Annotated in this window: 13 protein-coding genes; 5 read left to right on the forward strand and 8 right to left on the reverse strand. The window is 73.5% G+C overall.

Annotation, left to right across the window (positions count from 1 at the left end; genetic code table 11):
* Positions 1–15 precede the first annotated feature (15 nt).
* The 3 genes from R2D22_RS07160 to R2D22_RS07170 form a co-directional block, all read right to left on the reverse strand.
* A complete protein-coding gene (locus tag R2D22_RS07160; protein WP_318102011.1) occupies positions 16–1,416 on the reverse strand; it encodes a UL36 very large tegument protein in 1,401 nt (466 codons plus the stop codon).
* A gap of 98 nt (positions 1,417–1,514) precedes the next feature.
* Complete coding sequence (locus tag R2D22_RS07165) at positions 1,515–1,895, reverse strand: PPOX class F420-dependent oxidoreductase (RefSeq protein WP_318102012.1); 381 nt, start codon at positions 1,893–1,895, stop codon at positions 1,515–1,517.
* Positions 1,892–2,260: a winged helix-turn-helix transcriptional regulator gene (locus tag R2D22_RS07170; RefSeq protein WP_318102013.1), complete on the reverse strand. Its 369-nt coding sequence runs from the start codon at positions 2,258–2,260 to the stop codon at positions 1,892–1,894. The genes R2D22_RS07165 and R2D22_RS07170 overlap by 4 nt, the downstream gene beginning before the upstream one ends.
* Positions 2,261–2,320: 60 nt before the next feature.
* Here R2D22_RS07170 and R2D22_RS07175 point away from each other — a divergent pair, with 60 nt between their 5' ends.
* The gene (locus R2D22_RS07175; RefSeq protein ID WP_318102015.1) at positions 2,321–2,977 is read left to right on the forward strand and encodes an NAD(P)-dependent oxidoreductase; all 657 of its coding nucleotides are present in this window, start codon (positions 2,321–2,323) and stop codon (positions 2,975–2,977) included.
* 10 nt (positions 2,978–2,987) lie between these two features.
* Here the strand turns inward: R2D22_RS07175 and R2D22_RS07180 are convergent, their stop codons facing one another.
* Complete coding sequence (locus tag R2D22_RS07180) at positions 2,988–3,239, reverse strand: helix-turn-helix domain-containing protein (protein WP_318102016.1); 252 nt, start codon at positions 3,237–3,239, stop codon at positions 2,988–2,990.
* Between the two features lie 33 nt (positions 3,240–3,272).
* Between R2D22_RS07180 and map the strand changes: the two genes are divergently transcribed.
* Positions 3,273–4,040, forward strand: coding sequence for a type I methionyl aminopeptidase (map, locus tag R2D22_RS07185; protein ID WP_318102018.1), 768 nt, complete (start codon positions 3,273–3,275; stop codon positions 4,038–4,040).
* Between the two features lie 20 nt (positions 4,041–4,060).
* Here map and ggt read toward each other — a convergent pair whose 3' ends face one another.
* A complete protein-coding gene (gene ggt / locus R2D22_RS07190) occupies positions 4,061–5,863 on the reverse strand; it encodes a gamma-glutamyltransferase (protein WP_318102019.1) in 1,803 nt (600 codons plus the stop codon).
* 140 nt (positions 5,864–6,003) lie between these two features.
* On the opposite strand from ggt, the gene R2D22_RS07195 reads away from it, so the two are divergent.
* Entirely contained in the window at positions 6,004–6,735 is a 732-nt protein-coding gene (locus R2D22_RS07195; protein ID WP_318102020.1) for a hypothetical protein, read from the forward strand.
* On the opposite strand, the gene R2D22_RS07200 is transcribed toward R2D22_RS07195, so the two are convergent.
* The gene (locus R2D22_RS07200; protein ID WP_318102021.1) at positions 6,689–7,945 is read right to left on the reverse strand and encodes a cytochrome P450; all 1,257 of its coding nucleotides are present in this window, start codon (positions 7,943–7,945) and stop codon (positions 6,689–6,691) included. The two genes, R2D22_RS07195 and R2D22_RS07200, sit on opposite strands and share 47 nt — an antisense overlap.
* Positions 7,946–8,104: 159 nt before the next feature.
* Here R2D22_RS07200 and R2D22_RS07205 point away from each other — a divergent pair, with 159 nt between their 5' ends.
* Together R2D22_RS07205 and R2D22_RS07210 are read left to right on the forward strand one after the other, a co-directional pair.
* On the forward strand, positions 8,105–9,277 hold the full coding sequence (locus R2D22_RS07205) for a hypothetical protein (RefSeq protein WP_318102023.1): 1,173 nt from the start codon (positions 8,105–8,107) through the stop codon (positions 9,275–9,277).
* A gap of 131 nt (positions 9,278–9,408) precedes the next feature.
* A complete protein-coding gene (locus R2D22_RS07210) occupies positions 9,409–10,980 on the forward strand; it encodes a CocE/NonD family hydrolase (RefSeq protein ID WP_318102024.1) in 1,572 nt (523 codons plus the stop codon).
* Positions 10,981–11,224: 244 nt separating this feature from the next.
* On the opposite strand, the gene R2D22_RS07220 is transcribed toward R2D22_RS07210, so the two are convergent.
* Positions 11,225–11,665 (reverse strand): DUF6278 family protein, encoded by a 441-nt coding sequence (locus R2D22_RS07220; RefSeq protein WP_318102025.1) that lies wholly within the window; start codon positions 11,663–11,665, stop codon positions 11,225–11,227.
* Positions 11,666–11,755: 90 nt separating this feature from the next.
* Positions 11,756–12,535, reverse strand: a complete 780-nt coding sequence (locus R2D22_RS07225) for an exodeoxyribonuclease III (RefSeq protein WP_318102027.1) — start codon at positions 12,533–12,535, stop codon at positions 11,756–11,758.
* Positions 12,536–12,548 lie beyond the last annotated feature (13 nt).

Below are 12,548 nucleotides of genomic sequence, written 5' to 3' on the forward strand. Positions count from 1 at the left end.
CGTACGCGCGCGGGCTCAGCCGGTGACGATCCCGGCGACCCGCAGGGCGTGGAGGAGGTCACGTTCGCGGGCGGGGGCGAGCGCGCGAGCGGCGTCGAGGAGTTGCGGGACGAGGCGGTGCGGGTCGGACTCGGCGAGCCGCGCGCCGTCCTCGGGCGGGCGGACCCTGACGACGGCGGCGAGCAGGGCGCGCGCCTCGCGGCGGTGGCCCTCGGCGTCGAGGGCGAGCGCCGCGTCGGCCAGCTCGGCGACGGGGCGGGCGACGCCCTGGCGCAGGAGCTGGTCGCAGTCCGCGTCGCGGCCCGCGTCCGCGAGCGCGCCGGCGACGGCGGCGAGCCGCGGCGGCGGCAGCGACGCGGCCTCCCACAGCAGAGTGGCCCAGTCGGCGGCGAGCCCGGCGCGGTGCAGCTCCGCCGCCAGCGCGGGCAGCCACCGGGGCGGCCCGGCGAGCGCCTCGCACAGCAGCGCGTGCGCGTCGCCGCTGCGCCCCTGCTCCCGCAGCCGCCGCAACGCGTACACCGCGTTCCCGGCGGCCCGCGCGGCCTCGGCCGCGTCCCCCGGCGAGGGTGCGGACGCGGCCGGCGCGGCGGCTTCGTCACCGCCCCCGAACCGAGCACCCCGGGGCGCCGCCCCGGCCACGGGCAGCAGGGGCACGGCGGCGACGGCCACGACGTCGTCCGCCTCCTCCAGCCATGCGTACCGAGCCCCGCGCGGTCGCCGCTTCGCCTTGGCGGCGGGCGCGGGGGCGGCCACGGGCGCGGGGGAGCCCGCCTCCGGCGGGGCGAGGCGCGCAGGCGCGGACGCCGGCCCGGCGGCGTCCGGCGACGGGGCCGGCGTGGGCGCGGATCTCCCGCCGTCGCGCGGCGGCGCGGACGCGGGAGCGAACCCGGCGCTGCGGGGAGGCGGCTCGGGCCGCCCCGCATCCCCGGCCGGCAGGGCCGCCAGGCGGGCCGTCAGTTCCGCCACGCGGGACGTCGCGCGGGCGTGGTCGTCGTGGATCCAGGCGAGGTCGACGGAGAGACGGGCGGTCTCGGTGGACGGGGCGGCGCGGAGCCGGGCGGCGAGGTCACGGGCCCGGGCCTCGGCGTCGCGGCGTTCGCGGTCCATCAGAATCCGGCGCTCGCGCAGCGCCTCCGCACCGCCGGGCCGCCGGTCGTGCGCGGCGGCCGCCGCCGTGTGCAGGGCGCGGGCACGGACCGCCCGCTCCCCGCCCGGCGGTTCCCCCAGGTCCTGGAGCAGCGCCTCGACGACGTCCCACGGCAGGATGTCCGCGCCCGCGAAGCAGGCCCGCAGCCCCTCGGGGTCGCGCGTGGCGAAGACCCCGTACCAGCCCTCGCCGGGCACCAGGCGGGCCTCGACCTCCCTCAGGAAGTGCGCGAACGCACCGACGTCCTCCGCGAGTTGACGCACCGCCATGCCGTCTGCCCCTGCCGCTGAGTGGAGTCCTCCGGTCCGGTGGCCATTGGACCCCATTCGTGTTACGGGGCGGCTACAGAGCGTTTTCGTGTCGGCACTCAGAACCTCACGGCGATGCCCACGTGCGGTCGCTTCCCGCGGCGGGCGATCGTCGCCGGCCAGTCGAGCATCCAGTACTGCCAGGTGTACTTGCGTCCGAGCAGCCGCCGCACACCCTTGAGTCCGTCCGCGTCGAGCAGCCGCCCGGTGCCCTCCACGTGGGCCGCGCCGTCGGCGATCCGGCCCCGCACGTCGCACGCGGCGACCACGACGCGCGGATCGCGGCGGAGCCGCTTCACCTTCCAGGAGTCGTCCCTCGTCCACACGTACAACTCGTCGCCCTCGACGACGAACCACACCGGCGTGGCGACCGGCGTCCCGTCCTTGCGGTACGTGGTCAGGCTGACGTAGCGGGCGCGCCGCAGCTCCTCGGGGATCATGCTCGGTACGCCTCCCTGGCCTCGACGATCTCCGGGCCGTGCGCGCGGGCCCAGGAGCAGGCGGTGTCGAGCGGCCCGATCAGCGAGCGGCCCAGCTCCGTGAGCGCGTACTCGACGCGGGGCGGGTTCTCCTCGTACTCGGTCCGGGCCAGGAAGCCGTTCCGCTCCATCGTGCGCAGGGTCTCGGTGAGCACCTTCGGGGTGATCCGGTGCAGTGGTACGCGCAGTTCGGAGAAGCGGCGCGGCTGCCCGTCCTCCAGGCAACGGAGCACCATCGCCGTCCACTTGCCGCCGACGCGGATCGGCTGGGCGCGATCTTCGCAGTCGGGGTCATGGAACATGGCCGGATCCAGGGGCTCGCTCATGGGACGACGCTAACCCAGTACCGTTGAAGTAACCAGGCACCCCCGTCCTACCGTCCCGGCATGACAGCGAACAGCAGGAACCTCATCGTTTTCGGCGCGGGCGGACGGGTCGGCCGGGCGGCCGTGACGGAGGCCGTCTCGCGCGGCCACCGGGTGACGGCGGTGGTCCGCGACCCGGCGAAGTACCCGGAGCTGGACGGGATCGACGGCGCCGTCCTCGTACGGGGCGACGTGACGGACGCCGAGGCGGTGGCGCGACTGGCCGCCGGGCACGACGCGGCGCTCAACGCGTCGGTGCGTCTCGACGTCCCTTCCGAGCAGTACTTCACCGCCGCGGCGAAGGCCCTGATCGAGGGCCTCGGCACGGCGGGCGTGGGCCGCCTGGTCACCCTGGGCATCGCCACCACGCTGGAGACCGCGCCGGGCGTACGCGTCATGGACGCGCCCGAATTCCCTGCGGACTGGCGGGCGTTCGCACAGGGCCACGTCGCCGAGTACGAGCTCCTGGGCACGGCGGACGACGTCCTGGACTGGCTCATGGTGTGCCCGCCGCTCGACCTGAACGCGACGGCGGAGCCCACCGGCGGCTACCGCACCGCTGTGGGCACGTTGCTCGACGGCCCCGGCCGGATCGCCCACGCCGACCTGGCGCTCGCCCTCGTCGACGAACTGGAGCGGCCCCGGCACAGCCGGGCACAGCTCGCCGTCTCCGGCTGAGCGGAACGCCTCAGGCAGGCTGGAGCGAGGCCAGGACCGAGAGCTCGTCCATCGACAGGCCCAGGACCCCCGCCAGCGCCGCCACGGTGAAGAAGGCGGGGGTCGGGGCCCGGCCGGTCTCGATCTTGCGGAGCGTCTCCGCCGACACGCCGGCGGCAGTCGCGACCTCGGCCATCGAGCGGTCGCCGCGGGCCGCGCGGAGCAGCGCGCCGAGCCGCTCGCCGCGTTCGCGCTCTTCGGGAGTCAGGGGTGTACGGACCATGACGCCCATTCTAATACCGGTATAGTAATTGGCATGATCGAGCTCAAGACAGACATGTCCCTGCGGTCGATGCGCGAGGCGGGCCGGGTCGTCGCCAGTGCGCTGGCGGCCGTGCAGGACCAGGCCGCGCCCGGCGTGACACCGCGCGAACTGGACCGGACCGCCCGCGCCGTCCTGGCGGAGGCGGGCGCCGGTTCGCCGTTCCTGGACTACCGCCCGAGCTGGGCGCCGGTGCCCTTCCCCGCGGTCGTCTGCGTCTCGGTGAACGACGCGATCGTGCACGGCATCCCGGACGGCCGGCCGCTCGCCGACGGCGACCTGGTGAGCGTGGACTGCGGCGCGATCCTGGACGGCTGGGTCGGCGACGCGGCGGTCAGCTTCACCGTCGGCCGGGCCCGCCCCGAGGACAGCCGGCTGATCGACACCGCCTGGGAGGCCCTGGAGGCGGGCATCGCGGCGGCCCGGGTCGGCAACCGGATCGGTGACATCGCGCACGCGATCGGCCGCGTCTGCCGCTCCGCCGGCTACGGCATCCCCGACGGCTTCGGCGGCCACGGCGTGGGGCGCACGATGCACGAGGACCCGGGCGTCCCCAACGAGGGACGCCCGGGCCGAGGTGCGCCGCTGCGGCACGGCATGGTGCTGGCGATCGAGCCGATGCTGATCGCCGGCGGCACCGACGACCACGCGACGGCCGGCGACGGCTGGACGATCCGCACGCTCGACGGCAGCCGCGCCGCCCACACCGAGCACACGATCGCCGTCACCGACGACGGCCCCCGCATCCTGACGGCCCTGTAGGTCGGGCCGCGCCGTTCTCGTCAGCCCGCGGGACGGACCACCATCGCGGAGCCGCCGCCCCGGCGGACCGTCTCGGCGGCGGCCAGCCAGCGGCCGTCCGGGAGCCGCTGGACGCCGGTGGCCGCGCCGATCTCCGGGTTCTGCCGGAAGCCGTGGCCGCGGGCCTCCAGTTCGGTGCGCAGCGGGCTGTTCCACAGTCCCGGTTCGAGCTCCGTGGTGGCCTGGTTGCGCTGGCTGGCGCGGGGCGCCGCGATCGCGTCGACCAGCGGAAGGCCGCGGTCGACCACGCCGGTCAGGGTCTGCAGCACGGTCGTGATGATGGTCGCGCCGCCCGGGGAGCCGAGCGCGAGCACCGGCCGCCCCGTCGCGTCGAGCACGATCGTCGGGGAGATCGAGGACCGCGGCCGCTTGCCAGGGCCGGGCAGGTTCGGGTCGTGGACGGCCGGGTTGGCCGGGGCGAAGGAGAAGTCGGTCAGCTCGTTGTTGAGCAGGAAGCCCCGCCCCGGCACGGTGATCCCGCTGCCGCCGGTCGACTCGATCGTCAGTGTGTACGCGACGACGTTGCCCCACTTGTCGGCGGTGGTCAGGTGGGTGGTGTTCTCACCCTCGTACGTGGTGGGCGCGGCGACCCCCGTCGTCGCGCACGCCACCGGGTTCCGCGGGTCGCCGGGCGCGAGCGGGCTGGTGAGCACCGCGTCGTCGCGGATCAGGCACCCCCGGGAGTCGGCGTACCGCTGCGAGAGCAGTTCCCGTACCGGCACGTCCTCGAAGGCCGGGTCGCCGACCCAGCGGCCCCGGTCGGCGAACGCGATCCGGCTGGCCTCGATGTACCGGTGCAGGTAGTCCGCCTGCGTGGCCTTCTCCAGGTCGGTGCGCTCCAGGATGTTGAGCGCCTCGCCGACGCTGGTGCCGCCGGAGGACGCCGGGCCCATGCCGTACACGTCGAGCCCGCGGTACGACACCTTCGTGGGGCGCCGCCGCTCCGTCCCGTACCGCGCGAGGTCGCGCTCGGTCAGGTCGCCGGAGCGGACCTTGCGCGTCGCCCCGTCGCGCACCGGGGGCGTCCGCACGGTGTCGACGATGTCCCGGGCGAGCGGGCCCCGGTAGAGCGCGCCGACGCCCTCGCTGCCGAGGGTGCGGTACGTCCGGGCCAGGTCGGGGTTCTTGAACACCGAGCCGACGACGGGGAGTTGGCCGCCGGGCAGGAACAGCTCGGAGGAGGCCGGGAAGTCCCGGAAGCGTGCCTCGTTGGCGGCGGTCTGGGACCGGAAGGTCGCGTCGACGGTGAAGCCGTCCCGGGCGAGCCGTTCGGCCGGTTCGAGCAGCCGGCCGAGCGGCTTGGTACCCCAGGCGTCGAGCGCGCTCTTCCACGTGGCGGGGGTGCCGGGCGTCCCGACGCCCCGGCCGCTGGTCATGGCCTCGTCGAAGGGGATCGGCGTGCCGTTCTCCACGAAGAGCGAGGAGTCCGCGGAGGCGGGCGCGGTCTCGCGCCCGTCGATCGTGTGCACCTGGCGCGTCTTCGCGTCGTAGTACACGAAGAAACCGCCGCCGCCGATGCCGGCCGAGTACGGCTCGGTGACGCCGAGCGCCGCCGCGACCGCGACGGCCGCGTCCACCGCGTTGCCACCGCGGCGCAGCACCTCGATGCCGGCGGCGGACGCGTCCGCGTCCACGCTCGCGACCGCTCCGCCGTACCCGGCGGCGACGGGTTCCTTCACCGGCACCGGGGCTGCCGGGGCCGTCGGCGGCGCTGCCGCGCCCACCGACAGGACCGTGCCGGCGACGGCCAGGACCGAGACATACCGTGCTGGGGAGCGACGCATCCGTACCTCCAGTCAACAAGCGTCCGCGCAGCGTAACTTCCCCCCACCGCCCCCGTCAGGACCGCGTCGCCCACACGTCTCGCACCGGCTTCGCACGGGCCCTCGAACACACCTGCGCTTCCCCGCTAGCATCGCCACCCATGAACGAGGACCTGCGCAACGTCGTGCTCGGCGTGCTCGCCACAGGGGTCAGCGCCACCCTGGGCTGGCTGACCCGGACCTACCTCTGGCGCCGCCGGCTCCACCGCAAGCAGGCCTTCTTCGGGCTGCCCGGGGGCTCCGAGTGCCTGCTGGTGGTGCATCGCGACGCGGGCAGCGACGGGGCGGTGCGCCGGTTCGACGTGTTCGCGCTGCTCGAACTGTCCGCGCTCATCAAGGACTGCGGGGCACACGCCCAGATCATCCAGCACGATCTGGCGCACCAGGGGTTCGGCGATCGCACCGAGTTCTGCGTGGGCGGGCCGACCGCCAACCGCCGGATGGCCGCGCATCTCACCTCACTGCTGCCGGGCGTCAAGGTGACCATCGACCGGGACCCGCAGGCGGACCGCTGCTCGTTCGTGATCGGGACCGAGCAGTACCTGATGGATCCCGGGGCGACCGAGTACGTGATCCTCGCCCGGCTGACCGCCGGAGAGGGCGGCCGGCCGGTGTTCCTGTTCTGCGGGCAGCGGGCGATCGACAACCAGGCGGGGACGCGCTATCTGGCCCGGCACCACGAGAAGCTGGCCCGCAAGTACGGCGCGACCGGATCCTTCGTGCTGCTCCTCAAGGTCGTCAACTCCCAGGCGTACGGCCCCGATGTGGTGGAGCTGGTCGCCGATGTCACGCGAGAGGCGCGCACGGCTCCAGTCGCAGCGGCAGCGACTTGATCCCGTTGATGAAGTTGGAGACCAGCCGTCGGGGCGGCCCGGCGGGCACCAGTCCGGGGAGCGCCGCACGCGTCTCCTCGTAGAGGACGCGCAGTTGGAGCCGGGCGAAGTGCGCGCCGAGGCAGACGTGCGGGCCGTCACCGAAGGAGACGTGCGGATTGGCCGTGCGGCCGAGGTCGAGCCGGTACGGGTCGGGGAACGCGCGCTCGTCGTAGTTGGCGGAGGCGTGGAAGACGACGACCTTCTCGCCGGCGGCGATCGGCACGCCCGCGAGTTCGGTGGCGCGGTTCGCGGTGCGACGGAAGGACAGGACGGGCGGGTGCCAGCGGAGCAGTTCGTCCACGGCGGTGTCCACACCGACCTCCCCCTTCCACAACTTCCGCTGCTCCGCTGGGTGTTCGGCGAGTGCGAGCAGGCCCCCGGGGGCGGCGCTGCGGACGGTGTCGTTGCCGGCGACGGTCAGAAGGAAGAAGAACATCTCCAGCTCGGCGTCCTGGAGCGGCGACCCCGCGAGCACGGTCATGATGTCGTCGCCGGGCTCGCGCCGCTTGTACGCGGCGAGTTGCTGCGCGTACGCGAACATCTCGGCCAGCATCGCCGGTGAGCGCGGGTTGACCGGTCGCCCTTCGGCGTCGAGGACCGGGGGCTCGTCGGGGTCCTGGTACGCGATGACCCGCTCGGTCCACTCCAGCAGCAGTCCGCGGTCGGCGGCGGGCACGCCGAGCAGGTCGGTGAGGTTGAGCAGCGCGTAGTCGTCGGTGACGGCGCGGACGAGGTCCACCTCGGGCCCGGCGTCGCGGGCCGCCGCGAGGAGTTCCTTGGCCCGGCTCCGCGCGGTCGCCTCGAAGCGCTCGATCCGGCCGGGCGTGAAGGCGCGGCTGACGAGCCTACGCAACCGGCCGTGACGGGGCGGGTCCTGATTGAGCATCATGCGCCGGATGAACGGCAGGTCGGCCGGGGCGGGGTCGCGGATCTGGGTGGCTCCGAGGTGCGAGGAGTACGTACCGGCGTCCTTGAGGACTCGGACGACGTCGGTGTGCCGGGTCACGGCCCAGAACCCCGGCCCGGCGGGCCAGCCGAGGACCTCGTACTCCTCCTGCCGGGCGACGGGACTGCGGTCGCGCAGAGCGCGGAACGCGTCGTGCGGGATGCCGGCGGCGTAGATCCGCGGGTCGAAGACGTCGGGCAGGGCCTCGTTCGTGTTCTCCACCGTCCCGCTCCGCCTCGGCGACAAGGGTGAAAGCATGACCATCATGACAGGTCAGCGGCGTTTTTCGTAGGACGGAACGCACAGTTCGTGAGCCTTGTCCGGGCCGCCGTCCGACTCCCAGAATCTCCCTTCGTGAATCACCCGGAGAACAGGGGGGACATGGGAGAGATCAACCACGACGCGGTGCTGCGGGCGAGGGTGCTGCTGCTGGGGTCCGGAGAGCCGAGCCTGCGCGAACAGGTCAACGCCTACCGGGTTCTGGCGGAGGTGAGCCCGAAGGCGTACCTGCCGAAGCTGGTGGACGCGCTCGCCCTGACGAGCTACCGCAGCCGGGACCCGCAGGTCGATCTGGTGCTCGGCGCCGAGGCGGTCGAGGCCGCGCGGCGGATCGAGGCGGGGGATCCCGCCCGAGCAGAACGGCTGCGCAAGGCTCTGGAGGTCTACGAGCGGGCCCTGTTCGCCCTCGGGCGACGCGAGGAGGCCCGCACGGTCTGCGAGGAGTTGGCAGCGGCCGGCCGAAGCGGACGGCTGGCGCAGGTCCTGGCCGAGGAAGGACGGTTCCGTGAGGCCGCGGCCCTCAACGAGAAGGCGGCCAGGAACGGTATACGGGAGCACTCGTTCTGGAACATGGTGGAGTGGGCGGCGAACCTGGAGGGCGCCGGCCTGCACGACGAGGCGCTGGGCGTCTTCGGGGAACTCCTGGACGAGTCCCGACGCAAGGCCGCGGAGCGGAAGGAGGCTCTGGCCATCGTCACCTGGGAGCTGGTGCACCTCTCCCGGATGTGCGAGGCGGCCGGGCGCCCGGCGGACGCCGCGGAGGCGCGGCGAGAGGCCCTGACCGTGCTGGAGGAGCTGGCGACTACGGGCGAGCCGCAGAACTGGAGTTGCATCCTCGGCTGGTGGGTCACGCTGTTCGCCCTGTCCGGACGGGCCGACGAGCCGGCCGCCACTCCCGAGTCGCCGATGCCCCCGTTCGGCACCGACCTGGGCTGGTCGGGCGACACTCGGGAGGTGTTCCTCGGCGGCGTGCCGCGGCTCGAAGCGGAGGCCGCGCGCCTGGAGGAGACGGGGCGGCTGTCCGAACTGGCGGACGTCCGGCGCAGGATCGCCGTCCGCGCGGCCGTGCGCGACGGGAGCCACCCCTACTGGTTCACGAAGCGGCTCGGGTCGCATTTCGACGACGGGGTCACCCTGGCCCGGCGACTGACGGACGATCCCGCACGCCTGGCCCGGGCGCTGACCGACCGCGCGATGTACTTCGCCGCCGCGCGGACCTTCGAGCCCGCCCACGCCGACTTCGCCGAAGCCGTCGCCCTCCTCGATGCCCGGTAGCCCGCAGCACGCGGGGCAGCCCCCAAGCGTTACCCACACGTAACTTACCGACCAGTTACCTCGGGTAAGGAACGGCGGTTACCGTCGGGTCACTTTGCACCGTCCCCACCGGTGACCCAAGGAGCCGCCCCATGAGCCACACCCGCCACCACCTGCGTACCGCCTCCGTCGGAGCGGTCTCGGCCGCACTGCTCGCCGGGACCGCCCTCGGTGCGGCGCCCGCCGCACAGGCGGCCGAGACCCCCGCCGTCCGCTTCGTCGACATCGCCGGCGACGGCGGCACCGTGCTCAAGGCCAACGTCGTCACCCCGGCGGGCGCCGTCGCCGGCGCCCGCTTTCCCGTGATCGTGCTGCCCACCAGCTGGGCCGTGCCCCAGATCGAGTACCTCGCCCAGGCCCAGAAGCTCGCCGACTCCGGTTATGTCGTGGTGAGTTACAACTCGCGCGGCTTCTGGCAGTCGGGCGGCGAGATCGAGACCGCCGGACCGAAGGACGTCGCGGACGCCTCCCTGGTCATCGACTGGGCCCTGGCGCACACGCCCGCCGACCCCGCCAAGGTCGGCATGGCCGGCGTCTCGTACGGGGCGGGGATCAGCCTGCTCACGGCCGCGCACGACAAGCGGGTCAGGGCCGTCGCCGCGCTCAGCGGTTGGGCCGACCTCATCGACTCCATCTACAGCGGCCGCACCCAGCACCTCCAGGCCGCCGCGCTGCTCGGCGGCGCCGGCTACCTCACCGGGCGGCCCGGCCCCGAACTCCAGCAGACCCTGAAGGACTTCCTCTCGTCCAACCTCGACAAGGAGGACGAGATGATCGCCTGGGGGCGCAAGCGCTCCGCCGCCACGTACCTCGACGCGATCAACGCCAACCGCCCCGCGATCATGCTCGGCAACGCCTGGGGCGACACCATCTTCCCGCCCAACCAGTTCGCGAGCTTCTACGAGAAGCTGGCCGGCCCGAAGCGCCTGGAGTTCCGCCCCGGCGACCACGCCACCGCCGAGGCCACCGGACTGCTCGGGCTGCCCAACGACACCTGGACCAACGCCCACCGCTGGTTCGACCGCCACCTCAAGGGCGCCGACAACGGCATCGACCGCGAGCAGCCCGTGCAGCTCAAGCCGCGTTCCGACGCCGGGTACGAGGGCTACCCGGACTGGAAGAGCGTCCACGCCAACCAGCGGAAGTTCGCCCTCGGGGACTCCGAGCACGTGTGGGCGAACGTCGACTCGGGCGCCAACGGCGGCATCGTGATGCTCTCCAACCTTCTCGACCAGTTCTTCCAGGCCCCGCCGGTCGCCTCGATCCCGCTCCTCCCCCGCTCCTTCGCGGCGGTGTGGCAGTCGGAGCGGTCCGACAGCCCGCAGCGGGTGCGCGGCACCGCGCGGCTGCACACCACGGTCACCCCGACCAAGGAGAGCGGCACCTTCGTGGCGTACCTGTACGACGTGGGCCCGCTGGGCGTCGGCAAGCTCGTGACGCACGCCCCGTACACCTTCCACGGGAAGACGCCGGGGGCGCCGTTCGGCGTCGATCTCGATCTGTTCTCCACGGCGTACGACGTACCGGCCGGGCACCGGCTCGCGCTGGTCGTCGACACCGTCGACCCGCTCTACATCGAACACAACCCGACCGGCGCGCAGCTGACCTTCTCCTCCCCGCGGTCCGACCCCTCGTACGTGTCGGTCCCGCTGCGGGCGGAGTGATCACCGGCTGCCGCCGGACGGGCCGGCGCCATGACAGGATGAACGACTGGAAGACCACGCCCACTTCGGCCCGCAGCCGGGCCGGCGCCTCCCCCTCCTGCGGCAGCGGCCGCCCGTATCCAAGGCGATGTCGACTCAGCGCAAACTATCCGCCGCAAAAGGGGACTTCAGGGGCGACACGCATAAAGGCGGCATAAGCCGTATTTACCGCAAAAGGGTGCCCGGCGGCGCGGAGGGCACGGGGTCAGCTCTCCGCCGCCTCCGCGTACACCTGCGACAACTCGGGCGAGCCGCTCATCGCCCAGTCGAGACCCGCCTCCACGACATTGACCTCCCGGCCCGAGGGGAGCCGCACCACCGGCTGGCCGCCCGGCCATACGCCCCACGCCGCCCCCGGCACCGTCCGCACGATGACCGTGCCCAGGTACAGGCCCGCGTCGTTGCCGATCCAGGGAAGCTCCTCCGGATCGTCCCGCCAGCGCGGCGGGAGCTGGTCGATCAGCTCCAGCGAGCGCGGCGAGTCGTCGAGTTCCACTCCGGCCTGCGCGACCCTGGCCCGCAGGAGCTCACACTCCGCGAGCAGCTCCGCCACCCCCTCGGGATTGCGGTCGAAGGCGGCGGCGAGCGAGTCCTCCCGCTCCCCTCCGTGCCGTTTGCGCCACGCGTCCAGGAATGGGATGTTCATCAGCCAAGCGTCCCACTCCGGCGCCCGGCACACCACAGGGCGCGCGGGCCCCGGCAGCCGGCACGGCCCGGGGCACGGCGTCGGAGCTGCTCAGACGTCCAGGTCGACGACGACCGGCGCGTGGTCGGAGGCGCCCTTGCCCTTGCGCTCCTCGCGGTCGACGTAGCTGTCCTTCACCGCGTCCGCGAACGCCTTGTTGCCGTACACGAGATCGATGCGCATGCCCTTGTTCTTGGGGAAGCAGAGCTGACGGTAGTCCCAGTACGTGAACGGGTGGTCGTACTTGAGGGGGCGCGGCACCACGTCCCCGAGCCCCGCCTCGCGCAGCCCGGCGAGTGCGGCGCGCTCGGGCGCGGTGACGTGCGTCGCGCCGTCGAAGACCGCGATGTCCCAGACGTCGTCGTCGGTCGGCGCGATGTTGTAGTCGCCGAGCACGGCGAAGGGACGGCCGCCGGCCGCGTCCTCGGCGACCGCGCCCTTGAGCGCCTCCAGCCAGCGCAGCTTGTACGCGTAGTGCTCGTGGGCCACCTCGCGGCCGTTCGGCACGTACACCGACCAGACCCGGACCGGGCCGCAGGTGGCCGAGATGGCCCGGGGCTCCTGCAGGCCCTCGTACTCCGGCCCGCCGGGCAGGCCGGTGACGACGTCCTCCAGGCCGACCTTGGAGAGCAGGGCGACGCCGTTCCACCGGCCGGTCGCGTTGACCACCGACTCGTACCCCAGCTCGCGCAGCTCGTCGGTGGGGAACTGCTCGGCGGTGCACTTGGTCTCCTGGATGCACAGCACGTCCGTGCCGGTACTCTCCAGCCAGGCCAGCAGGCGGGGCAGACGGGCGGTGATCGAGTTGACGTTCCAGGTGGCGATGCGCATGAGCGCAAGCCTA

This window comes from Streptomyces sp. HUAS YS2, from assembly GCF_033343995.1.
GTDB lineage: Bacteria > Actinomycetota > Actinomycetes > Streptomycetales > Streptomycetaceae > Streptomyces > Streptomyces solicathayae.